20 protein-coding genes and 2 pseudogenes are annotated in these 23,116 nt (G+C 61.4%); 10 read left to right on the plus strand and 12 right to left on the minus strand.

The genetic code is table 11. The features are described from left to right. Position 1: 1 nt before the first annotated feature. The gene (locus tag IB235_RS18155; protein WP_192337892.1) at positions 2–2,092 is read right to left on the minus strand and encodes a TonB-dependent siderophore receptor; all 2,091 of its coding nucleotides are present in this window, start codon (positions 2,090–2,092) and stop codon (positions 2–4) included. 293 nt (positions 2,093–2,385) lie between these two features. Next, positions 2,386–3,039, minus strand: coding sequence for a GntR family transcriptional regulator (locus IB235_RS18160; RefSeq protein WP_155041185.1), 654 nt, complete (start codon positions 3,037–3,039; stop codon positions 2,386–2,388). Between the two features lie 166 nt (positions 3,040–3,205). On the opposite strand from IB235_RS18160, the gene IB235_RS18165 reads away from it, so the two are divergent. From IB235_RS18165 to IB235_RS18175, 3 genes are read left to right on the plus strand one after another with little or no spacing between them, the layout of a single operon-like run. Further along, positions 3,206–4,585 carry an SLC13 family permease gene (locus IB235_RS18165; protein ID WP_192337893.1) on the plus strand — a complete coding sequence of 460 codons (1,380 nt, stop codon included), beginning with the start codon at positions 3,206–3,208 and terminating at the stop codon, positions 4,583–4,585. Positions 4,586–4,620: 35 nt separating this feature from the next. Beyond that, positions 4,621–5,973, plus strand: coding sequence for a malonyl-CoA decarboxylase (locus IB235_RS18170; RefSeq protein WP_192337894.1), 1,353 nt, complete (start codon positions 4,621–4,623; stop codon positions 5,971–5,973). Positions 5,974–5,984: 11 nt separating this feature from the next. Beyond that, positions 5,985–7,484 (plus strand): malonyl-CoA synthase, encoded by a 1,500-nt coding sequence (locus tag IB235_RS18175; RefSeq protein ID WP_192337895.1) that lies wholly within the window; start codon positions 5,985–5,987, stop codon positions 7,482–7,484. A 310-nt stretch (positions 7,485–7,794) separates the two neighbouring features. On the opposite strand, the gene IB235_RS18180 is transcribed toward IB235_RS18175, so the two are convergent. The 4 genes and pseudogenes from IB235_RS18180 to IB235_RS18195 form a co-directional block, all read right to left on the minus strand. Continuing rightward, complete coding sequence (locus IB235_RS18180; protein ID WP_225612455.1) at positions 7,795–8,403, minus strand: CHAP domain-containing protein; 609 nt, start codon at positions 8,401–8,403, stop codon at positions 7,795–7,797. 1,248 nt (positions 8,404–9,651) lie between these two features. Then, on the minus strand, positions 9,652–11,151 hold the full coding sequence (locus IB235_RS18185; RefSeq protein ID WP_192337896.1) for an IS66 family transposase: 1,500 nt from the start codon (positions 11,149–11,151) through the stop codon (positions 9,652–9,654). A gap of 58 nt (positions 11,152–11,209) precedes the next feature. Then, positions 11,210–11,557 (minus strand): annotated as a pseudogene (gene tnpB, locus IB235_RS18190) (IS66 family insertion sequence element accessory protein TnpB). Beyond that, complete coding sequence (locus IB235_RS18195; protein ID WP_192337897.1) at positions 11,554–11,955, minus strand: transposase; 402 nt, start codon at positions 11,953–11,955, stop codon at positions 11,554–11,556. Before IB235_RS18195 ends, tnpB begins: the two are co-directional and overlap by 4 nt. Before the next feature lie 282 nt (positions 11,956–12,237). On the opposite strand from IB235_RS18195, the pseudogene IB235_RS25890 reads away from it, so the two are divergent. Continuing rightward, positions 12,238–12,675 (plus strand): annotated as a pseudogene (locus IB235_RS25890) (amidohydrolase family protein); the annotation flags it as partial. A 76-nt stretch (positions 12,676–12,751) separates the two neighbouring features. Here IB235_RS25890 and IB235_RS25605 read toward each other — a convergent pair. Together IB235_RS25605 and IB235_RS18205 are read right to left on the minus strand one after the other, a co-directional pair. Then, positions 12,752–12,880, minus strand: coding sequence for a hypothetical protein (locus tag IB235_RS25605; protein ID WP_255524371.1), 129 nt, complete (start codon positions 12,878–12,880; stop codon positions 12,752–12,754). A gap of 28 nt (positions 12,881–12,908) precedes the next feature. Then, positions 12,909–13,457, minus strand: coding sequence for an SDR family oxidoreductase (locus IB235_RS18205; RefSeq protein WP_192337899.1), 549 nt, complete (start codon positions 13,455–13,457; stop codon positions 12,909–12,911). Positions 13,458–13,510: 53 nt separating this feature from the next. Here IB235_RS18205 and IB235_RS25235 point away from each other — a divergent pair, with 53 nt between their 5' ends. The 5 genes from IB235_RS25235 (at position 13,511) to IB235_RS18225 (ending at position 15,830) form a co-directional block, all read left to right on the plus strand. Beyond that, positions 13,511–13,894: a LysR family transcriptional regulator gene (locus tag IB235_RS25235; RefSeq protein WP_225612456.1), complete on the plus strand. Its 384-nt coding sequence runs from the start codon at positions 13,511–13,513 to the stop codon at positions 13,892–13,894. A 102-nt stretch (positions 13,895–13,996) separates the two neighbouring features. Then, positions 13,997–14,284 (plus strand): LysR substrate-binding domain-containing protein, encoded by a 288-nt coding sequence (locus IB235_RS25240; RefSeq protein WP_225612457.1) that lies wholly within the window; start codon positions 13,997–13,999, stop codon positions 14,282–14,284. A gap of 61 nt (positions 14,285–14,345) precedes the next feature. Further along, a complete protein-coding gene (locus IB235_RS18215; RefSeq protein ID WP_192337900.1) occupies positions 14,346–14,684 on the plus strand; it encodes a GIY-YIG nuclease family protein in 339 nt (112 codons plus the stop codon). Further along, the gene (locus IB235_RS18220; RefSeq protein ID WP_192337901.1) at positions 14,684–15,265 is read left to right on the plus strand and encodes an AAA family ATPase; all 582 of its coding nucleotides are present in this window, start codon (positions 14,684–14,686) and stop codon (positions 15,263–15,265) included. Before IB235_RS18215 ends, IB235_RS18220 begins: the two co-directional genes overlap by 1 nt. A gap of 76 nt (positions 15,266–15,341) precedes the next feature. Next, entirely contained in the window at positions 15,342–15,830 is a 489-nt protein-coding gene (locus IB235_RS18225) for a hypothetical protein (RefSeq protein ID WP_192337902.1), read from the plus strand. 81 nt (positions 15,831–15,911) lie between these two features. Here IB235_RS18225 and IB235_RS18230 read toward each other — a convergent pair whose 3' ends face one another. Further along, positions 15,912–16,223, minus strand: coding sequence for a hypothetical protein (locus IB235_RS18230; RefSeq protein WP_192337903.1), 312 nt, complete (start codon positions 16,221–16,223; stop codon positions 15,912–15,914). Positions 16,224–16,567: 344 nt separating this feature from the next. Here IB235_RS18230 and IB235_RS18235 point away from each other — a divergent pair, with 344 nt between their 5' ends. Then, positions 16,568–17,620 carry an ABC transporter substrate-binding protein gene (locus tag IB235_RS18235; RefSeq protein WP_192337904.1) on the plus strand — a complete coding sequence of 351 codons (1,053 nt, stop codon included), beginning with the start codon at positions 16,568–16,570 and terminating at the stop codon, positions 17,618–17,620. Between the two features lie 1,168 nt (positions 17,621–18,788). On the opposite strand, the gene IB235_RS18240 is transcribed toward IB235_RS18235, so the two are convergent. The 3 genes from IB235_RS18240 to IB235_RS25245 form a co-directional block, all read right to left on the minus strand. After that, on the minus strand, positions 18,789–18,971 hold the full coding sequence (locus IB235_RS18240; RefSeq protein ID WP_192337905.1) for a hypothetical protein: 183 nt from the start codon (positions 18,969–18,971) through the stop codon (positions 18,789–18,791). Between the two features lie 231 nt (positions 18,972–19,202). Further along, complete coding sequence (locus tag IB235_RS18245; RefSeq protein WP_225612458.1) at positions 19,203–22,145, minus strand: NAD(P)-binding protein; 2,943 nt, start codon at positions 22,143–22,145, stop codon at positions 19,203–19,205. 625 nt (positions 22,146–22,770) lie between these two features. Beyond that, on the minus strand, positions 22,771–23,116 hold a 346-nt coding region (locus tag IB235_RS25245; RefSeq protein ID WP_225612459.1), incomplete at its 5' end, for a hypothetical protein.

A 23,116-nucleotide genomic window follows, 5' to 3' on the forward strand; every position in this document is an offset into this window, starting at 1 on the left:
CTTAGAAGCGACGCGACAGGCTCAGGTCGAACATGCGCGGTTCGTCGCGATAGCACCAACCGGCGGTGCAGGTCTGCCCCTCGCGGTCGAACAGATTGCGGACATTCAGTTGCAATTGCGTCCCCTCATAGCCGAGGCCGGCAAAGTCATAGGTCGCGCCAAGGTCGAAATAGGTCCGGCTGGCATTCTCGATCGTGTTCAGATCGTCGCCATAGCTTTTGCCGATATAGCGCATCCCGGCCATCAGACCGACATTCTCCAGCGCGCCAGCCTCGGGCTCGTATTTCACGAAAAGCGACAGCGTGTCATTCGGAACGCCCGAAAGTTCGTTGCCCTTGGTGCCGGGGCTGCCTTCGTTGATCTCAACCTTCATATGGGCGTAGGATGCGATCAGGCTGACGCCATTTTCAAGATTGCTCATCGCCTCAAGTTCGAAGCCGCGCGAGGTCAGGTCGTATTGCAGGCCGCGATTGCGCCCGTCATCGCCCACGACCAGCACCATGCCATTGTCCTGATGGATGTCGAACAGCGCGGCCGAGATCACGGTGCGCTGATCGGGCAGGGCGTATTTGATGCCGATCTCTTTCTGCAGTGCTTCGGTCGGATCGGCGGGACTGCCGGTCGGGTCGGAACTGTCGGCATAGACCTGCGCGACGTTCGGCGCGAAGGAGCTGGCGATATTGGCATAGGGCGTCACGCCGTTCTGCATCTCGTAGGAGACGCCCAGACGGGCGGTAAAGGCCTCGTCCTTCTGCTCGCCGGAATTGACGGTCGAGGTGCCATAGACGGCGTCGGCATAATCGGTATCGACCCAGTCATAGCGGGCCGACAGCGAAACCGTCAGGGCATCGCGTTCGATCTGATCTGCGAAATAGATGCCGGTCTGGACCTGCTCGCGCGAGGCATAGAAGGGCACGTCCAGCGCCTCGTTGGCGGCCTGACCAAGGGCCGTTCCGCCGTAATCCGCACTATATTCGCCGCGCGTGTAATCGGCCCCGAAGGCCAGCGTATGCTGGAAGTCGCCGGTCGCCAGCTTGTGCTCCAGCATCAGGTCGAGAACGTGGGATTTCGCGGTCTCGTGGTAGCGTTCCCAATAGCCGGGAACCAGATCGGGATAGGTCCCGTAGCGCGTGCCATAGCGCATGTCGGCCCGCACCTTGGTCCAGCGGTAGCTTTGACGCAACTGGGTGTCTTCCGAGATGTCCCAAGTGTATTCGTAGCCGATCCGGAATTGCTCCAGATCGAAACGGTTGTAGTTCGGATCGCCCGCCGGGGCGTCGGTCACGTCAAGATCCGAGCCAAAATGGTAATAGGCCACGGCGCCGGTGCGATCCTTGGCATATTCGGCGCTGAGCAGCAGCCTTTGGTCGTCGGACAAACGGAAGCTGATCGAGGGCGCAAGCAGGATGCGGTCATCGGCATAGCCGTCGATATGGGTGTCGGCATCGCGGGCCAGCGCGACAAAGCGATAAAGCGTGTCGCCTTCGGCATCCAGCGGGCCGGTGAAATCGACGGCCGCCTCGACGCGGGCATAGCTGCCATAGCTCAGGCGGGTTTCGTGATAGGGCGTGTCCTTGGGGCGCTTGCTGACCAGATTGACGATGCCGCCGGGGGTGCTGACGCCAAACATCGACGAGGCCGGGCCTTTCAGCACCGCGATCCCCTCAAGCGTGTAGGGATCGTTGCGATACCAGGCCGAAAGACCGTTGAAGCTGCGCAGCCCGTCGCGGAAGACGCCCGTCTGATAGGCCGGGAAACCGCGCAGCCAGAACGAGTCGTAGCGCGTGTCATAGCCGTAATTTCCCGGCGTTGCCGAGGCCGTGTAATTCAGCGCCTCAAGCATGGTACGCGGTGCCTGATCCTGTAGCTGATCCTGCGTAATGACGCTGACCGCTTGCGGCAAACGCTGGATCGGGGTCTCGACACGCATCGCCTGACGACCGGAGATGGCGATATAACCGTCCTGCTGAAGCGTCTCGTCGCTTTCTGCCTCAAGAACCACCGTGTCAAGCTGGACGGGCTCTTGCGCGTGCAGCATGCCCGAAAAGCTGACGCTGCCAAGCAGCAAGATAAGGAAATGTCTGGGATTCATGGAAATGCCTGTAGTTTGAAACGCCCGTCCTTGAACGGGCGTTGGTGTGATTTGCCGGGACCCTTAGTGAAAAACTAAGGAATGTGAATATTAGACGACAAATAAAGTCAGGGATGTGGCGCGAGCGCGACGGCCGACAGGAATCCAACTGGGGAAGTCGCCGGGTAGCGGCTATCGCGCGTCACTGCTGGCGGGGACGGCTGTTCCGATCGGCCCGATCTCTTGTAAGAAAGAGGTCGCGTTCATTTCCAAGCCTGTCGCGATAGATTTCTCGACGCTTGAATGGAGCGCCGCTAGCCGTGCCGCAGCGCAACCACCAGATCATGGAAGCGGTCGCCCTGAACGATGACATGATCATGCAGCGCCTTGGCCGCGCCCTCGGCATCGCCCGCGCGGATCATTGCCACCACGGCATCATGTTCGGCCAGCGACCGGGCCATTCGATTTCTGACCTGTAGCTGCATCCGGCGGTAGGGTTGCAGCATGGCGTGCAGACGCGACGCCTCTTTCTCAAGAAAGGCGTTGTGCGCGGCGCGGTAGATGCTGTGATGGAATTCCGAGTTCTTGGCGTAATAGCCCTCGACGTCGCCTGCCTCGGCACGCTGGCGGCAGGCGTCATGGGCGCGTTCCAGTGCCTGCATCTCGGATTCCAGAATGCGGCGGGCGGCAAGACGACCGCAGGAGGCCTCGATCTCGGCCATGACCTCGAAGCGTTCGGCCAGTTCCTCGGCGCTCCATTCGGTGACGAAGGTTCCGCGCTTGGGAAAGACGCGCACCAGACCCGATGCCTCCAGATGGTGCAGCGCTTCGCGGATCGGGGTCCGTGAGCAGTCGAATTCGCGCTCCAGCGCCTCGGGATCGAGGCGGGCGCCGGGCGGATAAAGACCTTGCACAATGGCGTTTTCCAGCGCGTTGCGGATGCGCAGCGTGTTCGGAATATTCGCCATCTCTCACCTTTTACCTGTTCGTCATCCCATCATAGCCCACCCGGCCGGTTTCATCCATCCGAGTTTATGTTATATACATTAAGAAACGTCAAACGTATAACAAATGCGGGAGGGGATTCGCGTCGAACGTGAATCCGTGGAGATTGCAAGGAGGGAGGAGCCGCGCATGAGTCCGCATTTTCTATCAATTTACGCTTTGGCCGCGATGTTTGTCATAGCCACGATCTGGCCGATCAACATGGGCGTGCTGGCATTTGTCGGCGCGTTTCTGGTCGGGACGCTGCTGGCCGGGCAAAGCACCAATGACATCATCGGCGGCTTTCCGGGCGGGCTGTTCCTGACGCTGGTCGGGATCACCTGGCTGTTCGCCATCGCCCAGAACAACGGCACCATCGACTGGCTGGTCCGCATGGCCGTCCGCGCGGTCAAGGGCCGGATCGCGGCGATTCCGTGGATCATGTTCGGCATCTCGGCCATGCTGACCGCCGTGGGCGCCGTCAGCCCGGGTGCAGTCGCCATCGTTGCGCCGATCGCGCTGGGATTTGCCTTCCGCTACCAGATCTCGCCCTTGCTGATGGGCCTGATGGTGGTGCATGGCGCGCAGGCGGGGGGCTTTTCCCCGATCAGCATCTATGGCGGCATCACCAATCGCGTCGTCGAAAAGGCCGGTCTGCCGCTAAGCCCGATGACCACTTTCGCGGCCAGCTTCACCGTCAACGCGGCGGTGGCCCTGATCCTGTTCATGGTGCTGGGTGGGCGCGCCTTGATGCGCATTCGTCAGGACATCGAGCCGGTCAAGGTTCCCCATGTCCTGATCGCCAAACCCGCGACCGGTCCGCAGATCTTTGGCGACAGCGAGGCCGAGGCCCTGTCCCGCCGCATCGGCGAAGAGGCCGGCGGCTCATCGAACAAGCTGGTCGCCGAGGTCGAAGAGGGCAACCATCCCGACGGCAACCTGTATCAGATCGTTACCCTGCTGGGCCTTGCTGCCTTGACGGTGCTGGTTCTGGCCTTCAAGCTGGATATCGGCTTCGTTGCGCTGACCATCGGTCTGGTGCTGGCGCTTTGGGCGCCGACCATGCAGAAACGCGCCATGGCGCAGGTGGCCTGGCCCGAGATCATGCTGATCACCGGCGTTTCGACCTATGTCGCGGTTCTGCAAAGCATGGGCACCATTGATTTCGTCGGCGACAGCGTTGCGGGCATGGCCTCGCCCTTGCTGGCGGCATTGATGTTGTTCTTTATCGGCGCGGTAGTGTCTGCTTTCGCCTCATCCACAGCGGTGCTGGGCTCGCTGATCCCGCTGGCGGTGCCCTTCCTACAAGGCGATACCGGCGTCGGGGCCATCGGCTTCATCGCCGGGATGGCAGTCGCCTCGACCATCGTCGATGTCAGCCCGTTTTCCACCAATGGCGCGCTGGTTCTGGCCAATGCGCAGGGCATCGACAAGCAGGTCTTCTTCCGCAAGCTGCTGAACTATGGTGCGCTGGTCACCCTGATCGCTCCGGTCGTTTTGTGGCTGCTCTTCGTCGTGTTGCCGGGATGACCCCGGCAACCATCCCCTGAACCAAGGAGATCGTGATGAAAACCGAAGCGCCCCGTTCCAGCCGTCCCGCCTTTCTGGGCGAGCTGTTCGAGTCCCTGACCGAGCGCGGCCGTCGCCTGCTGTGGCGTCGCGACAGCGTGGACGCGCCGCAGCCGCCGGAACTCTCGGAACTGGCCGAGGCGCTGCTGTCGCGCCGCGGCGAGGCCTCGGGCGTGGCGCTGGCGCAGGGGTTGCTTTCGGCCTTTGACCTTGCCGGGCGCGATGCCCGGCTGGGTTTCCTGCGGGTGCTGGCTAAACGCTTCGGTCCCGATCCGGTGGCGGTCAAGGCGGCGCTGACCGCTTTTGAACGCGACCCCGAAGCGATGGAGGACCTGCATGCCGCCGCCGAACCGCGCCGGCAGGAGCTGATGCGCCGCCTGAACCTTGCGCCGGGTGGCACGGCGGCGCTGGTCCGGATGCGCGAGGAATTGTTGACCCATCTGCGTAGCCAGTCTGATCTGAAGCGCGTCGATGACGATTTCGCGCATCTGTTCGCATCGTGGTTCAACCGGGGGTTCCTCGTGCTGCGTCATATCGACTGGAACACCCCGGCCTCGATTCTGGAAAAGATCATCCGCTACGAGGCCGTCCATGCCATCCAGAACTGGGACGACCTGCGCAATCGCCTGCAGCCGACTGACCGGCGCTGCTATGGCTTTTTCCATCCGCAGATGGTCGATGAACCGCTGATTTTCGTCGAGGTCGCCTTGACGAGATCCATCCCCGATAACGTGGCCGGGCTGCTGGACCTCAAGCGCCAGGCGATCGAGGCCGAGCAGGCGACGACTGCGGTCTTCTACTCCATCTCGAACACCCAGCGGGGGCTGGCCGGGGTCTCGTTCGGGAATTTCCTGATCAAGCAGGTGGTCGAAGAGCTGAAGGCCGAGCTGCCCAATGTCCGCACCTTCGTCACTCTGTCCCCGGTGCCGGGTTTTGCCGCATGGCTGGCCGTGCAGCGCAAGGACGAGACGTCCGAGATGATCGACGCAGATCAGCGCATTGCCTTTGCGCTTCTGGACGAACCGGGCTGGCACAAGGATGCGACCAAGGCCGAGGCGCTGCGCGCGCCGCTGATGGCTGCCGCAGCCAGCTATTTTCTGCGCGCCCGCGACGCCAAGGGCCGTGTGCCCGACGCCGTCGCGCGCTTCCATCTGGGCAATGGCGCACAGCTTGACCGTCTGAACTACCTCGGAGACATCTCTGCCAATGGGCTGAAGCAGTCGCATGGGGTGATGGTCAACTACCTGTATGACCTCAGCCGGATCGAGATGAACCACGAAGCCTTTGCCGAACGCGGCACGGTGACTGCCGCGCCGGATGTGCAGCGCGCGCTGCCGAACACGAAATGAAAGGAACCATGATGAGCGACAACCTTTTCGACATTTTCGCACGTGGCATTTCGGACCCCACGACCACCGCCATCGAGACGATTTCCGGCGAGCGCATCAGCTATGCCGACCTGATCGCGCGCACCGGTCGCATGGCAAACGCGCTGGTGTCGCTGGGCGTGCAGCCCGGTGACCGCGTTGCGGTGCAGGTGGAGAAGTCGGTCGAGACGATCATCCTGTATCTGGCAACAGTACGGGCCGGTGCGGTCTTCCTGCCGCTGAACACCGGCTACACCCCGACCGAGATCGAATATTTCGCGGGTGACGCCGCCCCCGCGATCTTCGTCTGCGACCCGGCGAAGGCCGAGCAGCTTGCACCCGTTGTCGGTGATGCGCGGCTGCTGACGCTGGGGGCGGATGGGCAAGGCAGCCTGACCGATGCCGCCAGGGACATGGCCGAGGATTTCGCGACCGTGCCGCGCGCGTCGGATGATCTGGCGGCGCTGCTTTACACCTCGGGAACGACGGGACGGTCCAAGGGGGCGATGCTGACGCATGGCAACCTTGTCTCAAATACCACGGCGCTGCGCGAGGCCTGGGAATACGGCCCCACCGATGTCCTTATCCATGCCTTGCCGATTTTTCACACCCACGGGCTGTTCGTCGCCACCAACGTGACGCTGTTCTCCGGCGCGTCGATGATCTTCCTGCCCAAATTCGACGTGGACCGCATCTTCGAGGGCATGGCCCGCGCGACCGTGCTGATGGGTGTGCCGACCTTCTATACCCGACTGCTGCAAGACGACATGTTGAATGCAGAGACGACGTCGCGGATGCGACTGTTCATTTCGGGCTCAGCTCCGCTGCTGGCCGACACGCATCGCGAATGGCGGGCGCGGACCGGCCACGCCATCCTTGAGCGCTACGGCATGACCGAGACGAACATGAACGCCTCGAACCCCTATCACGGGGACCGTGTGGCGGGGACCGTCGGCATGCCTTTGCCCGGCGTCGAGATCATCGTGACCGATCCCGAAACCGGTGTGGAACTGCCCCGGGGCGCGATCGGCATGATCGAGGTGCGCGGTCCCAACGTGTTCAAGGGCTACTGGCAGATGCCGGAAAAGACGGCCGCCGAACTGCGCGAGAACGGCTTCTTCATCACCGGCGATTTGGGACGTTTCGACGATCGCGGCTATCTGCACATTGTCGGACGCGGCAAGGATCTGATCATCACCGGCGGCTACAACGTCTATCCCAAGGAAGTCGAAACCGAGATCGACGCGCTGCCGGGCGTCACGGAATCCGCGGTGATCGGCCTGCCGCATCGCGATTTCGGAGAGGGGGTGACAGCCGTGATCGTGGGTCCTGCGCCTCCGTCCGAAGGCGAGGTGCTGGCGGCACTTGAAAAACGGTTGGCCAAGTTCAAGCTGCCGAAGCGCGTGCTGTTCGTGGATGACCTGCCGCGCAACACCATGGGCAAGGTTCAAAAGAACCTGCTGCGCGACCAGTTCGGCGGGCTTTACGACTGAACGCATGAGACCGGCGGAGGCATGACACAGTGCCGCTTCCGCCGGTCCGGCAAAAGTAGCGCCCCTTGGCCCTTGGCGGATCAGCCATCTGGCTTGATCCTGAGGAGGCCCGCGACCAACCGTCACGACCGCGTAGGGCCTTGGACGATTTCCGACTGCGGCATCTTGGCCTACTGCATGTCTGCAATAAGGGTGCTCATCCTGCACTAGGCTGGGGAACGGCACCTCACGGCATCCTCGCGCTGCGTCATCCCGGGACAGAGGCTCTCCCTGCAAGGCGCAAAGAAAACCCAACCCGTTCTGCCACGCACTAATTTCTCGCGGTCTTCGTACCTGCCGGATAGATGAATCCGTTGACCGGGTATGTCGAACCCAGTTGGCCGGGCATACTTTCAACTCGAACCATGGACCAATCGTTTTTCGGCGAGACATCCACCGCCGTCATATCGATGGACACCTTGTTACGGTTCCAGTTGGCGTGGCTGATGAGAATCTGCCGCTGGTTGATGACCTTTGAGACGACGGCGACATGGCCGTTCGGGTTCTTTCTGGTCGCCTTGAAGGACAGAACGGAGGCCGGAACAGGTGTGACGCCCCGATTGTAATGGCCTTTTGCCTTGCCCCACCAGTCCTTGGCGTTTCCAGAAATATCAATCCCGCTTACCGTCCGCGCGAATGGAACGCACCAGACCCTGCTGCCACGGTGCTGCTTCTGCTTCACTTCGAGAAGGGCAAGAGACATGCGGTCCGGCGAGATCCGCCCAACTGACACATCGCTGTTCTTGCTGATCCTCGCACCGACCTCGACGTCGGATGTGGATCTGTCAGTTCGTACTGCCTGCTCCGTGCATCCGGCAAGCGCCATGCACAGGGCAAGTGTCGCGGAGCAGGCCAGCCTGCGTCCCCGCCAATCGATCATCTGGAAGCCCTCGTCGTTTTTTCTTGATTACCTGTTGGTAACCCGAGCTTCATAGCCGGGTCGGCTTCCGTATCTCAATGGAATGGTTCAACAAGCTGCTGCCATCGGCGTCCTTTTGCCGAAACCGCAGGTCGCGATAGGCGGCGATCCATCCTGACACTGCGCCGCAAGACGAAGACATTTGACATGATGCCGAGCGAGGGGTTGGCTATTTCCAATAACGCAGGAAGGTCCGGGCCTGATCTTCGGATCTAGATGCCGCAGCAATCACGGCATCGGTATTCGACTCGTCCAAGCCGTCGATGAAATTCAGCGCGTCGCGATGCAGGTCTGTCGCCGCGTTTTGGTCGGGCGGCGGAACTGGTCAACTCCTCCAACGGTTCAGCATTTCAATTCGGAGGGCACCGCGATTGCTGACTGCGCCGACACGGACAATCGCGACCCGAGTTCAGCCGGGAGTTGCTGCAAAACCGAAACAATACGCTCGAGCCAAAGGAAGATACGGATGCTTCCTGAAAATTTGAGCCACGCCGCAAGGACGCTCGCGATGACCGGGGCTGTTCGTCCCCGACGCGGCACCGACACAGGATATCGCGGACATGATCTATTCTGGCGGACCATCCTGCTAGGCGTCTTCGACGCACATGGCCACATTTCGGTGGGGCTACCCTCCTGTCCGCCAACCTGCTTTCGCCTCTCGATGGTGAGGTCAAGCATATTGCGAGCTTACAGACCAGCTGAAGAACTGAACCGAAAAACGCCGATACGGTGAAGGAAGCCAATCTGATCCTTGTGTTGGCCAAGACCCGGTCTTGATGCCGCATCCAGCGTGCCGGACTTGTCAGCCACCAGCCCGGCCATATGGATGCGGGGATTCCAAGGCGCTAGAGCCTGCTGGCATTTCCGCCGAAAGCAAGGCCTCGACCGGCGGCAAAATCCTGCGCGGAGCGGCTGGCACGGCCAGCGGCGCGCTCGAGGAGAACGCCTTTTATAGCGCGATGACCAAGCTTATCAAACCGCTCGGCACCAAGGGGTTCGAAGCGTATGCCCATGCCGGAGAGGAGCTTTGGACCAACTTTGGAATACCACGGCCAAAGAAAGCCGCTCGGTTCCCGAAGCCACGGAAACCCTGAAGAAAGCCGCGGATGGGAGGCTTCAAGATCGACGTGCTGACCTATCCCAACGCGCTGGTTGATCGCGACTAAATCGCGGCCATGGCTCCAAGGAAGTAAGCGTCCGGTCTAACTGCTATCCGTTCCAGTGCCATGGCAGCAGTTCATCGACCTTGGTGATCTTGTAATCCGAGATGCGCGCAAGGGTATCGGCGAGCCAAGCTTGTGGGTCGACGCCATTTAGCTTGGCCGTTTCAATCAGGGTGTAGGCGATGGCGGCGGCCTTGCCGCCTGCCTCGGAGCCGACAAAGAGGTAGTTTTTACGGCCGAGGGCGACGGCGCGCGTGCCACGTTCGGCAGCGTTGTTGTCGAGTTCGAGGATGCCGTGGTCGAGGTATGGGCGCAAGCGTTCTATTCTGGTCAGAGCATATCGGCTAGCCGCGGCCAGCGGGGATTTGCCAGAGATCGTGGTGAGTTGCATGGCCAGCCATCGCTCCAGGTCGTCGAAGACCGGGGCCGCATGGGCGCGTCGCAATTCGGCGCGGCGGTCAGGTGGCGACCCTCTGGCCTGTTTCTCGACGGCATAAAGCTGCGCGATGCGGCCAATAGCCTCTTCGGCGATAGGTGAGCCCTGTGATCGGTGGATGTCGACGAATTTGCGCCGCACATGGGCCATGCAGGCGACCTCGCGGATGGCGCCGGAGCGGTAGAGATCCTCGAATCCGGCATAGCCGTCGGCGTGCATCCAGCCGCGGAAGCGGGCAAGGTGATCCTTGGGGTGCTGGCCTTTCCGATCTCCCGTGAACCGATACCAAGCCGCCGGTGGCGCGGTGCCTTCCCACGGCCGTTCGTCGCGGGCATAGGTCCAGAGGCGTGCCGTCTGGGTCTTTCCGGTGCCGGGGGCCAGCATGCTGACCGGCGTATCATCGGCGAAGATCGCCTCAGCCGACAGGACATGTCGACCGATGGCCTCGGCCAAGGGTTCCAGCAGGGCCGTGCTCTTGCCGACCCAGTCGGCCAGCGTGGAGCGATCCAGGTCAAGACCTTCGCGCTCGAAGATTTGGCTCTGGCGGTAGAGCGGCAAGTGGTCGGCATACTTGCTGACCAAGACATGGGAGAGGAGGCCCGGCCCCGGGCGACCGCGCTCGATCGGGCGCGAGGGCAGTGGCGTCTGGACGAACCGTTCGCAGCACGAGCAGGTCAGTCGAGGGCGGACGATCCGGTTCACGATGAAGCGCCCGGGGACGTATTCCAGCTCTTCCGTCACATCTTCCCCGATCCGGCGCAGGCCGCCGCCGCAATCGGCACAGGCTTCGGAGCCAGGGGTCAGTTCCACTTCCATTCGCGGGATATGATCCGGGATCGGACGACGCTTGGGTTTGTCCTTTTCCTCGATGTCGGGCAGCTTCATCCGCGCCGTCATCGCGGCGGCAGCGATCTCGCTGGTCTCAAGGGCAAGCTGAAGCTGTTCCGCCGTCTCGGATGATGCCCCGAACCGATGGGCGAGGTGCCCGGCCAACTGATGCCGCAGCTTCTCGATCAGGATCGCTTGCGCCTTCACCTCGGCCAGAAGCCGCGCGGTGAAGCCGCGCAACTCCTCGGGGTCTTCCGGCAGGGTGAGGGCTTGATCGAGCATGCAAACAGTTTATCCAACTGTATTCATTGTGGGAATCATTGATTGCAGGGCTGGTGGACTATCCCGCTGCCAAGGGGCGCCACGTCCGTTCCGGGGCCCGCCAGTCGATCCCCTCCAGGAGCATCGATAGCTGCGCCGGCGTCAGTGCGACTTTGCCCTCCTTGGCCGCGGGCCAGACGAACCGGCCCTTCTCCAATCGCTTCAGGAACATGCAGGCCCCCTGGCCATCTCACCAGATCACCTTGACCAAGTCGCCGCGACGGCCGCGGAAGACGAACAGATGCCCGGCGAACGGGTCCTGCTTCAGCACCGCCTCGGCCTGCGCGGACAGTGCCGCAAAGCCCTTGCGCATGTCAGTGACGCCCGCCGTCAGCCAGACCCGCGTGTTGACCGGCACGGGGATCATGCTGTCAGGCCCCGGATCAGGCGCGCCAGGACATCAGGATCGTAACTGCCGGTGATCCGCAGCCGATGACCGCCCGCAAGCTCGACCTCGATCAGCTCCTGCGGACGTGTCGGCTCGCTGGTTACGACCAGATCATCCTTCCTGACATGGTCTATGATCTCCACGGGCAGGAAGGCGGGGGTAGCCGCCACTGCCGTTGTCTCAGGGGCATAACGCGGATCGCGCAGCCACTTGAACACCATGTTGGCGTTCGCCGCATAACGGCGCGCCACCTGCGCAACCGAAACGCCTGGAGCCGTCGTCTGGAGGCAGATCGACCGCTTCTCTTCGTCCGACCAAAGCCGCTTTATCCGACGCGCCACGCTCGCACCATAGTGTCCACCATCTACAGCGGACACTATCTCCCACGCTCACCGCGCGGCAGGGCAGTCAGACCGGACGCTTACCCAAGGAGTATAGCAATCGCTTCCGCGTCGCGGGCACCAAGCTGACCATCGACGGCTCGCCTTAGAACTTCACGGCGCTCAGAAACCGGCCCTATTCCGCGCCCGTGGGTTATATCCGCGGGGATATGCGCGCTATTCCGCCGCGACGATGGAACAGACCGTGGACGTGATGGACTGGGCCTATGCAAGGGCATTCAGATCATCTTGCATGCCAATGGCGAAGGCGCGTCCGACATGCTAATCGCCGCAGTCTACGCCACAACCAAGAAATATGGCCCGGCAGACCACCGCCCGGTGATCATCCATGGCCAGTTCCTGTGCGAGGCGGCGGGATACCTTCGCTTCGCTCTATCCGGTACACAACTTCTATTGGGGGGAATGGCACCTCGACCATACCGTCGGGCCGGAGTTTGTCGAGAACATCTCGCCGACGGGCTGGCTGGTCAGACGTGGGATGTCAGCAGCCATCACGACGCAACGATGGCCATGCCCAACAGCACGCGCTTCCTTGACGCCACGGTGACGCGGCGCTCGCGCGCGGGCGACATCATCGTCCCGGCCCAAAGGGTGGATGTGACAACTGCGCTGAAATCCACGACGATCTGGCCGGTCTGGCGGCATTCCGAAGCTGCGTCCAAAGGCTCGATCGAGACCAGCAAGCTAGCTGATTTTGTGGTCCTGTCCGACATACCAACCACCATCGCCTCCGGAACCATCGACACGATCAAGGTCCAGACCATGAGATGGTCTACAAGGCGAGGTCAAAGTAACGATTGTAGCGAGTTGCAATACCGGAATCGGGGCCGCGGCTGCTCGATGAGGTGGCGTGGATATTGTTGCGGGCGAGGGCGCGGCCGATAATGCCGATGCTGTTCATAGTTGCCCTCCTCTAATGGGTCAGGCGGTCATCGACCATCCGCGACGTTCTCGGCACCGGCGAGAAAGGCGACCGCGCTGACGATCTCGGTAGGCTGGCCATAGTGGCCAATGGTCGTGCCGGGGCCGACGGTTTTTGCCACCCTACCGTCGGCGGGGTTCATGTCGGTATCAGTGGGGCCGGTATGGACAGTGTTGATGGTGATCCCCTTTGCTCCCAAATCGCGGACAAGGCTGCGGTTGAAGCCGGAGATCGCGCCCATGGTCAGGGTGTAAAGAGAAGCCGTCGGAAAGGCCGCATAGCGCGTCACCGACGAGCCGATTTGAATGATCCGTCCGCTAGGCTTTATGTGGCGCGCGGCTTCCTGCGTGGCGACGAAAACCCAGATGACATTGACGGCGATCATGCGTTGATAGGTCTCGAAGGGGATTTCCTCGATCGGGCCGCCAAGGCCAAGGCCGACATTGCTCACGAGGATGTCGATGTTGCCAAAATGCGCCTGTTGCTTGTGCCTGATTAGTCGGTAATCATTTGTTCTTGCTTCAAGAAATCTGGAAAGATTCGTCAAAAGCGCCAAGGCCGCGAGTTTCTGCGAGGCCTTTCGCTGCCGCCGTGAGCCGAAATGGCGCGATGCTGGAACGCAATCTGGGCCTGCGCCTGTTCCACCGCTCGACCCGAAAGCTGGTCCGGACCGAGGCGAGCGAGCATTTTCTGCAATCCATCGGCGGCAATCTCGATGCGCTGCAAGCGGCGATTGCGGATATCTCCTCGGGGGCGTCCAAGCCTGCCGGGATGTTGAAGGTCGGCCTAAGCCCGACGTTTGGGGCGGATTTCATCCTGCCGCATTTGCCGGACCTTTTGCGGCACTACCCGCGGATCCGCCCGGAATGGCATTTCGAGAACCGCCATCTCGATCTGGCCACCGAGGGCTATGATACGGAAATCGGTGCGGGCTTCGACCTGACGCCCGGCATCGTCGCCGCGCCGGGCTACATGGCGGGGCGGCCTAGCTGACCGATCCCGATGACCTGTCACGACTGGACGGCATCGTCATGCGGTCGCTTCGCACCGGCGACGTGCGATATTGGGCGATGCCCGATGCCGCCGAGGACGGCCATGCTGCCCCCGACCGTCACCCTGCACGATCCCGCCGCGACGCACGAGGCGGCGAGGCTTGGCCGTGGTGTCGCCTTGCTTGCCATGCCCGATATCTTGCGCGACCTTGAAAACGGCAAGCTGATGCGCCTGCCCCCGCAATGGTGCGCCGATGAAGGGGCGATTTCGCTCTGCTACGCCTCATGGACCCTGCTTCCAGCCAAGACGCGAGTTTTCGTCGATCTTGTCACCGAGACCTTCCGCCGCGACAAGCTGGCCGAAAGGTTTGCAAGCAATCTGGGGGAATGATGTTTCCGCGTTTATCAGGATACCACGTATCAACGTGCAGCGGGGTGCTCGGGAAACGACCATGACGGCTTATGTCTATGTCCTAGGCTGCCACGGCCCCCATGGCTATCGCACCTATGTGGGATGGACGCTGGACCTTGAGCGGCGGTTGGCCGAGCACAATTCCGGCGGCGCAGCGGGTGCCAAATCCACTCGGGGCCGAAGCTGGAGCCTGATATATGCAGAGCGTCTGGCGACGCGCAATGAGGCGATGAGCCGCGAGTGGCATCTGAAGCGCGACCGAAGACTGCGCCGCGAACTGGCTCGAACCGCACAAGGGTTTTCCCATGGTGGCAGTGCCCCTTGCGATCGCCCGGAACCAGCCGCCAGTACTTGGCGGGCCACGCGCAGGAGGGTTTGATGCAAAACGATCTTGGCAGCAGACATGTCATTCTGTCGGGTTGTTCGGGCGGAGGAAAATCGACGCTTCTGCTTGAACTCGGAAGGCGTGGTTATGCGACGGTTGCAGAGCCTGGCCGAAGGATTGTCACGCAAGAGATGCGCGGCAAGGGCAGGGCGCTTCCTTGGATAGACCTCGAAGCTTTCGCGCGGCGGGCAATCGACATGGCTGTCGCGGACCGGGAAGGGATGCAGGGCGCGAAGGGCTGGGTTTTCTTTGATCGGGGCATCGTCGATGCGGCCGTGGCGCTGGAACATGCGGCAGGAGTACCCGTATCCGACACTCTCAGCGGCGTTGAGCCCTTTTGCAGGCGGGTCTTTTTGACCCCGCCTTGGCCGGAGATATTTACCACGGACGGTGAAAGGCAGCATGAGATGGAGGACGCCATCGCGGAATACCACCGGCTGATCGATGCCTATGACCGCCTCGGATATGATCCGATCATCTTGCCGAAGATCGATGTCGAAAGACGGGCGACGTTCGTTCTTGACCGTCTGTCGTCAGGACGCGCCCATGCCGAGCTTCTGCCTGCGGTCCGATGACGCATGGCCATTCGCAGGTGAACCTGACGGCGGCCTGTGCGTTTGATGGCTGGATTATTTCACGGAGACCATCACGATGACGTTGAAAGAGAAATTCTCGTCCGAGGATTGGGCAGCGGTACTTCAGGCGCCGATGCTGGTCGGGCTCGCGGTGACAGCGGCGGATCCGGGCGGGCTTATCGGCGCTGTGCAGGAAAGCGCAGCGGTGGCAAGCTCTGTCCAGAAGGCCGGTGAAGGGACGCTCGCCGCCGAGATCTCGGCAGCCTATCGAACCTCCGAGGGCCGGAGTGCCGCGACCGACGGTGTGAAGCCATTGGTGAAGGGCAAGAAGCCCTCGGAAATCTCTGAGGCGGCAATCTTGCGGGTAGGTGAGATCGCGGCGCTGGTTGACGGGGCCTCTCCTGAACATGCGGCAGAGTTCAGGACTTTCCTGATCGACACCGCTACCCGCGTTGCCGAGGCGGCAAAAGAGGGCGGCTTCATGGGCTTTGGCGGTGAGGCTATTTCGGAAGCCGAGCGTAAGGCGCTGGACACCCTGCGCGCCACATTGCAGCTTCAAGCGTGACATAAGCCGGGTCGCCTGTAGAAAGTAGCGGGCGTACCGGCCTTTGATGATCGGCTACAGCAGCGCTGGTATCTGAGTGCATTACACCGGCGCGGGTCGGGGAAGGGCCTTATGCCCGCGCCCCCGGCTCGGCGCGGTCAGGCTTAGGCGTGGCACGTCTGAGGTACCGGGCGGCAAGCCGACGACATGCAGGAAGGCATTGAGGAATACGCCCGGGTTGTAAAACCGACCTCCCGGGCAATGCGCAATGAATTGCTGGCCGAATTGCAGCCGTTCCTGCGCCTTGGCCACACGCAGACATTGGGCGTAAACCGTTGCGTCAGCCTGATTGCCTTCGGGAGGCGCAAAAGACGATGCGCTCCTCACGCCCGGCATGATTGGCCAGAAATGCAAGCCGCGCCTCCTTGCTGTGAACGACCCACCAACTTCAGGCCTAGGTGGGTATATGACATCAACCCGCCCAACGGGGTGCTGTCACCACAGTCAATCATATCGGCGGGAAAGGTGCCGTCGCAGATCGACGCCAATATCGTGCCTTCGGCGTGGCGATCCCGCAGCCCGCACGCTAGCGGTCGGCGGTTCTTGGGAGTGATTGGCGGCGACTAACGGGTAACATCGAACTTTCGGGCATATCGCTAGTGATGAAGCGGGCGCGGATGGCGAAAAGAGGGTGGCCGCCGTGCTTGGTCTACTATGTGGCATAGAGGCAAGCGGCACGCCGAGGGTCGGTGGTAAGGATGAACTTCCTGTTCATTGCCACCACGGCCATGGCTGACGAGATCACCGTCATGTCCTGGGGCGGCACCTATGGCCAGAGTCAGGTCGAGGCTTATCACAAGCCCTTCGCCGCCCAGACCGGCATCAAGGTCGTCTCGCTCGACAGCGATAACCCGGCGATCCCGATCAAGGCGCAGGTCGAGGCGGGCAATGTCACCACCAATGTCGCCGATGTCGAATATGCCGACGCGATCCGGCTTTGCGACGAAGGGCTACTGGAGCCGATCGATCCGTCGATCCTGCCACCGGCACCCGACGGCACCCCGGCCAGCGAGGACTTTCTGCCTCAGGGTCTGTCCGATTGCGCAGTCGGCTCAATCGTCTTTTCGACGATCTTCGCCTATGACAAGACAAAATTCCCCGAAGCCAAGCCGCAGACCATCGCGGACTTCTTCGACACCCAGAAATTTCCCGGCAAGCGCGGGATCAAGAAGGTACCCAAAGCCGTGCTGGAAATGGCACTGATGGGCGACGGTGTGCCGGCAGATCAGGTCTATGCCGTGCTGGATACCGAAGAAGGCATCGACCGCGCCTTTGCCAAGCTCGAAAGCATCAAGAAGGACATCGTCTGGTGGGAAACCGGTGCGCAGCCGCCGCAGTTGTTGGCCGATGGCGAGGTTGCGATGACCATGGCCTATAATGGCAGGATCTTTGGCGCTGCCGTTTCCGAGGGCAAGCCCTTCGAGATCGTCTGGGATGGGCAGGTCTACGAGTATAACCTGTTCGTCATCCCGAAGGGTGCCGAGGACCAGGACCAAGCGCTGGAATTCATCAAGTTCGCCACCGACACGCAGCGGCTGGCGGATCAGGCGAAATGGATCAGCTACGGTCCGGCACGCAAGTCGTCGGCCGGTGTCGTTGGCCTCTATCAGGACGGCAAGACCGAGATGGCTCCGCATATGCCGACCAACGCGGCCAATATGCAGAACGCACTTGGATCATCCTACGAGTTCTGGGTCGATCATGAGGCAGAACTGGCGGAGCGCTTCAGTGCATGGCTCAGCCTGAGCTGATACGACGAGGCGCAGAGTCGAATATACCCCACCGTCCCTCCTGAACGGTTTTTCAGAGGTTCTGGCCGACAGATTCAGCCAACAGTGTGTGTCGGCCTTTACGGGTGTGTTAGCGTTGTACGTGGTTTTCCTTAGATGAAAGAGCAACCGTTTGTTTGCTAAGCCATCAATTCACTTAACATAATCTTGATTATACTTATAGGCAGTTGTACTTGTGGAAGGTCTATTTTGAAGTGCGGCGGTAGAACTGTTGCGCAAATTGGGGAACCGCCGCGGTTCCCCTTTCCCTTTTCCCACCACTTATCCGCAGCCACGGCGACGGGGATGCCGAAGACTATGATCGGGCTCATTACCGCAACGCGCGCCTGATTCTCTACGACCTGCATCCGAAATCACGCGCTATGAGACGCTGCCGCAAGAGCGTCGGGCAAGCTCATCCAATCGGCGGGAAAACGATCTGCAGATCGTTTTCCGCCCCTCCTCATAACTCGACGTGGCTCCAGCAATGATAATCACTATATCGCCGCCAGAGTGCACGACCGCCCTCAGCATCTCGCTTCGCGCTCTGGCGGTCGTCGACTTCCATCGTGACGCGTTCCTGCGGGGCGGAATGATCGCCTAGACACCCCTGCCGACGATCATGGCAGGTGCATGTATCGAGCATCGTCGGTGGTGACCGTGGCAATACGCTCGTTCAAGTCGATCTGGTGCAGAAACTCGGGCAGCTTCGGATTCGGCGTCTCAACCGCCGTTCGCCCGCGCGCCACGACGGACGTCCGCGTGTGGCTCGGGGTCCCAATCAACGACGCGGCTATAGGCCCGGTGCGAACCGGTGTCCCTGACTTGCTGCCGTCAGTGTGCGATCCTCTCACCGTGACCTTGGCAATCCGTTAAGGTCGTCAGTGGCCCGGATGGTTTGTCATTGTGCTGCTGCCCGTCAGGCTTCAGCGGTTCTCAGCATCGTGCGCCATGCGGTTGGCTAGTACGATCGATATGACCTTGAGTAGCTTGGTCCGGATCATGCCACCCAGCCAGCCGCCCCCGGAATCAGACCGCTGCGGGTGCCGGTCACCCCACCGCTCCGAGATAGAACAGTCTGCGGATGCGGCGATTTCTCATCTTGGATATCGACTCCAATCGCTCCTTGCCGACGCGCGCAGCTTCGGCATCAGGTCCAGAGAAACGCGCCATCAGCGCCTGTCTCCTGCGGCAGGTCAAGCGTCAGCGCCAGAGCGAGCTGATCATCCGGCGCAAGATTGGGGAATGTCTCGCACAGCATCGCGAAATCGCTGGATTCCCCGCCCATCGCGACCTGAGCCATTGCCGGAACGGATGCTGGCTTTCGGATCACCTCAGCGTATCCGCTGCAAAGATTACATGCGAGTGCTGTTCACCAGCGCCATTTTGCCGCTCCCGGCCCCGCCTATACCCAAGCAGGGCCGGTCGAGATTGCCCAGACAGGCGAGTTCGGCCTGCCTGCCGACCAAAATCCGGCCGACCCGCAAGGCATGGGGAGTGGCACTCGGAGGATCTCCATGCCTGCCCTTGGATACTGGCATACAACCTCCTGAGCATTCAGACTTTATTTCACATAAGTTCTATTTTCCTGCAGCACCCGGAGCCTGCCGCTGTCGAATGGATTTGATAAGGTCCAGGCAGTGCGGATGCGGAATGCCCCCGGCAGACCCACATGCCGCATCGCCTGCCCCGGGCCGGTCATGGTCAGGGGCTGGGCCGACATCTCTCCGGCGGGAAGTTGCGCCAAATTTGAATCGTTGATTCTGATCCGCGCATGAACCGGAGCGATCCGGGCAGCGGTCAGGTTGAAGTCAAAGGACGAGAACCGCCAGCCCATCACCGGATGCTGACTGACAACGATCTGCTGACACAAAGCCTCGACCGCGCCGCATTCGGGCGAGTTCATAAGCCGCCTTTCGAAGCCGTTTTGCTGATAGTCTCCCGACCAGATCGCCTGCCCTGTGGGCGAAGCGACATGGTAATCCGAGCCGGTCATGCTGAGCCGTCCCATCCGCTTGTTGTAGCCATAGAAGCCAACACCGACCAATTGCGGCACGCGGCTGTTCAGGTAGAGATTGGGCAGATAGCTGAACAGGCCGGGAATGCCGTCGATGGCGACATGGTTGATGGCGATGATCGCCTCAAGGTAATCCGGATAGCCGGTAAAAGCCGGCTGGGCCGACAGTCTGACCCCGATCTGACGATTGGCCAGCAAGGCCACGGGATGGGTGCCCGGCGGAGTTAACCCCTGCGCGTGCAGGCGCATGCCCGGTGGCAGGACTTGGGACAGCGCCGCCGCATCGACGGCGTGAAAGCTGAACCAGCCGTCGATGCTGCCGGTCGCAAAGAACGGGGTCAGTGGCCAAGGCGCGGTCGGTGCATAGGGGCTGGTCAGGGATTGCGATGCGCCGGGGATGAAGTCGGGGCCAAGATCGGTCTCGCCCACGATCTCGATCGGGCGCCCGGTCAGCCCGCGCGCGGCCATCAGCCCCGAGATGGTGGCAGCCTCGACACAGCCTGCATTGATGCCGCAGCGGGTCCAGTCTCCGGCCAGGAACAGGTTCGAGAAGCCGCAATCATCCGGGGCCAGCCGGTATTCCACGCTGCCCGGCACCGACAGGACATAGCGCTCGGAGCCGTAAAGATTGCGGCGGTAATATTGCGCCGCCCATCGCGCATCGTCATCCACCGCCCCCGGCGCATGCAGGATCGAGGCGTCAAAACGACCGTCCCGCACTGCGCCCGGCCACATGCGGATCAGGTCACGATCCGCCCAGGCGCGGGTGTCCGCCGCAATGGTGGCGCGGTCGGCGTCGTCCGTACATGGGCTGCAGAAATAGGCAATCGACATCGGTCCCGGCGCAGCCCAACCCTCGCGCGGCAGCAGGTCGCTCATGTCGGCCCAGGTATCCAGCGGTTCCGAGAAACTGGTGATGACGGTGCGCAGGTCCTCGGGCGCGCCCGGAGCAGTGCCACCTGCAAGTGCATTCCAGCCCAGATCCTGTGCGCTGCGATCCAGCCATAATTGCGCGGCATGGGTGGCGACCGTCCGCACCTTTTCAGTCATCGTCCGCCAGCGCGGCGACACCGCAATCAGATCGCTGGCCAGATACGAGAGTGACCCCAGCGAGGCACCCAGCACCACCAGATCGAAATCCCGCCCCTTCTCCAATCGCCAGGCCCGACCTTCGGGCGGGGTCTTTTCGCATTCGAAATCCGGTGCCGCATTGGCCAGCGCCTCACCGTCTTCCAGCCGATCCCACAGCGGTGCCGAGGGCCAGCAGGGCAGCTTCGCGACATCAATCAGCGGATCGTAGGTGTCGCCCTTGGGCCGGGCTTGCTCGACCATCTCGATTGCGGCGATGTCATAGGCTGTGGCGTCTGGAATCAGTCTTCGCGCCGCATTGAAGAAACAAAAGCGCGCGCCGCGCTTCTGCAGCAGTTGATAATAAGGCGCAAAGATCGTGTCGCCCATGCCCGCCTGCATGCGGTAGAACAGGTGGCCTTTATAGGTGAAGGCCAGCCGCAGCAGGCCGCGGATCGCGGTCCCCGCACCCATGCTGCGCTGCGCCGTATTGCCGCCTGCAAAGCCGAAGACATAATCGTAGCAGCCCCGGAACAGCGCGGAATAGACCGCCTCGCGCGAGGCACCGTGATGCAGCAGCCAGTCGCTGATTTCCCAATCGTCGATGGCATCGAAACCGGCCTTGAAGCCGCCTTCGGCAATCATCCCCCGGCAAAAGGCCAATGTCAGGCTGATGATATAGCCCGTCCGCCGCTGGTCATCGTCAAGCGCCGCGCTTTGGCGCAGGCTTGTCTGCCAGTCCTGCGCCTCTCCCACCAAGGCCGAGAACAGCGCCATCTCTCCGGCATCAAGAAAGCGCAGGTCGCCCGGTAGCCTATCGACCAGATTGCGCAGCAGATGCAGCGGCGAGGCTGCCTCGGCCGTGAGCCCAAAGGCCGACAGATCCGGCAGATAGCGCTGCGCACGCATCGGAGCGGCAGGCATCCCGCTGCGCTCCAGCAGTTGCGATACCTGTGCCAAGGCCAGCCTGAGAAACCCGAAAGGTGTGGGCAGCGCGCCGCCCGAACCCGGCACCAGATCGTTCGGCTCAAAGTCGAACCGCCAGGGACGCAGGACCGGATTGCCGCTTTCGTCCCTTGCCTCATCGGCAATGAAGAAATGGCTGAGGCCGACAAAGGCATCCTCAAGTCGCGCCAAAGGCGCATCAGACGCACGCAGCCCCTCGGACACCAGTTCTTCATAGGCTTGCCGCATCAGGCGGAAGGAATTGTCGTAAAAACCCGCCCAGATATGTAGACCGTGCTCCTCGATCCGCCCGCTTTGGGACAGATTGCGACCGCTCGCGCCCTTGCCACCCAGACGCCAGCCCATCTGATAGATCGTCAGTTCGAACCGGTCCTGCCAGTCGGGCTGGCACGTGATCGCATAGGCCGTGGTGATTGCACCAACCCCACCGCCAATGATGGCGACTTTCTGCTTCATGCCGTCCCCTATGCAACTGGGCCATGACCGCGCCATTCGAAGGAGTGAAGCGCGCCTGCTCTGCGAAGTGAATATCGACAGCGACGTGGATTATAACATTTTGTATAAATAGACTTAACGAAAGTCCCGCAGCAAGAGACTTGCTACTTTGATTTTGGCTTCGTCGCGACTTACACAGCAGAACGTCTTCTTCAGCTTATTTCGGCTGCCTTATCTGCACGTTAATCGCACGAGTAGATCAAACGATCCGGGCGACGTTTGAAAGCGCAGACAGCACTGGCCGATTAGCACCGTACAAGGCCGTTGCCAGTTCCTTATAGAACCGTGCGCGATCCGTTAAAAGGCGGCTGCACGACACGTCAAACATCACCAACCGAAGATCTTCGGGACTCGCTGCGGCCTTTAGTATGATTGGCGGCACGGCCCCGATCAGCATTACACGGCGACCAATTTAGTACGATGACGGCCGATATATGCCGAGTGACTTCGCCGCCGGTGGAGTGGCAGATCAATGGATTTGACACACTCGGCCAGATCATCGGCATAGCTATTCATGCTATGAAATGCAGCGGATGGCCGCCCCCTGTTAAAGACGCCACCCGTAAACCAGCCAAGGTACCAGATCCTAGAACAGACCTTCATTTGTGATGGCGGCCTGATTGGTCGGACGCGACTTCATCCGCCCTTGCTGCGTGTCGAGCCTCTGGGGAGCAATGTCATATCCTCGGCTCAGAGCAGGATGACGAACCGATAGAAATCCGCCGCCATCGGCACCCCCCAAAAAAGGTAGTCGCTGGTCATCCCCTTGGATGGAAGATCGAGATGTCCAGTTATGATGCTGCTCTGCCCCCTGAAAACTGGACCGTTTGAAGCTGGAGTTTTCGGCTAACCTTCCCCGGCTGGGAGAGGAGCTGAAAACGATGAAGGCATCGAAGTTCACGGAAGCGCAGAAGGCGTTCATTCTGAAGCAG

This window comes from Paracoccus sp. PAR01 (assembly GCF_014851995.1).
Taxonomy (GTDB): Bacteria; Pseudomonadota; Alphaproteobacteria; order Rhodobacterales; family Rhodobacteraceae; genus Paracoccus; species Paracoccus litorisediminis.

Excerpts from the sequence above, each read along its gene's own strand:
- IB235_RS18155 (WP_192337892.1), bottom strand. The coding sequence starts at position 2,092 with ATGAATCCCAGACATTTCCTTATCTTGCTGCTTGGCAGCGTCAGCTTT.
- IB235_RS18160 (WP_155041185.1), bottom strand. The coding sequence starts at position 3,039 with ATGGCGAATATTCCGAACACGCTGCGCATCCGCAACGCGCTGGAAAAC.
- IB235_RS18165 (WP_192337893.1), top strand. The coding sequence starts at position 3,206 with ATGAGTCCGCATTTTCTATCAATTTACGCTTTGGCCGCGATGTTTGTC.
- IB235_RS18170 (WP_192337894.1), top strand. The coding sequence starts at position 4,621 with ATGAAAACCGAAGCGCCCCGTTCCAGCCGTCCCGCCTTTCTGGGCGAG.
- IB235_RS18175 (WP_192337895.1), top strand. The coding sequence starts at position 5,985 with ATGAGCGACAACCTTTTCGACATTTTCGCACGTGGCATTTCGGACCCC.
- IB235_RS18180 (WP_225612455.1), bottom strand. The coding sequence starts at position 8,403 with ATGATCGATTGGCGGGGACGCAGGCTGGCCTGCTCCGCGACACTTGCC.
- IB235_RS18185 (WP_192337896.1), bottom strand. The coding sequence starts at position 11,151 with ATGCTCGATCAAGCCCTCACCCTGCCGGAAGACCCCGAGGAGTTGCGC.
- IB235_RS25605 (WP_255524371.1), bottom strand. The coding sequence starts at position 12,880 with ATGAACAGCATCGGCATTATCGGCCGCGCCCTCGCCCGCAACAATATC.
- IB235_RS25235 (WP_225612456.1), top strand. The coding sequence starts at position 13,511 with ATGCTGGAACGCAATCTGGGCCTGCGCCTGTTCCACCGCTCGACCCGA.
- IB235_RS25240 (WP_225612457.1), top strand. The coding sequence starts at position 13,997 with ATGCTGCCCCCGACCGTCACCCTGCACGATCCCGCCGCGACGCACGAG.
- IB235_RS18215 (WP_192337900.1), top strand. The coding sequence starts at position 14,346 with ATGACGGCTTATGTCTATGTCCTAGGCTGCCACGGCCCCCATGGCTAT.
- IB235_RS18220 (WP_192337901.1), top strand. The coding sequence starts at position 14,684 with ATGCAAAACGATCTTGGCAGCAGACATGTCATTCTGTCGGGTTGTTCG.
- IB235_RS18225 (WP_192337902.1), top strand. The coding sequence starts at position 15,342 with ATGACGTTGAAAGAGAAATTCTCGTCCGAGGATTGGGCAGCGGTACTT.
- IB235_RS18235 (WP_192337904.1), top strand. The coding sequence starts at position 16,568 with ATGAACTTCCTGTTCATTGCCACCACGGCCATGGCTGACGAGATCACC.
- IB235_RS18245 (WP_225612458.1), bottom strand. The coding sequence starts at position 22,145 with ATGAAGCAGAAAGTCGCCATCATTGGCGGTGGGGTTGGTGCAATCACC.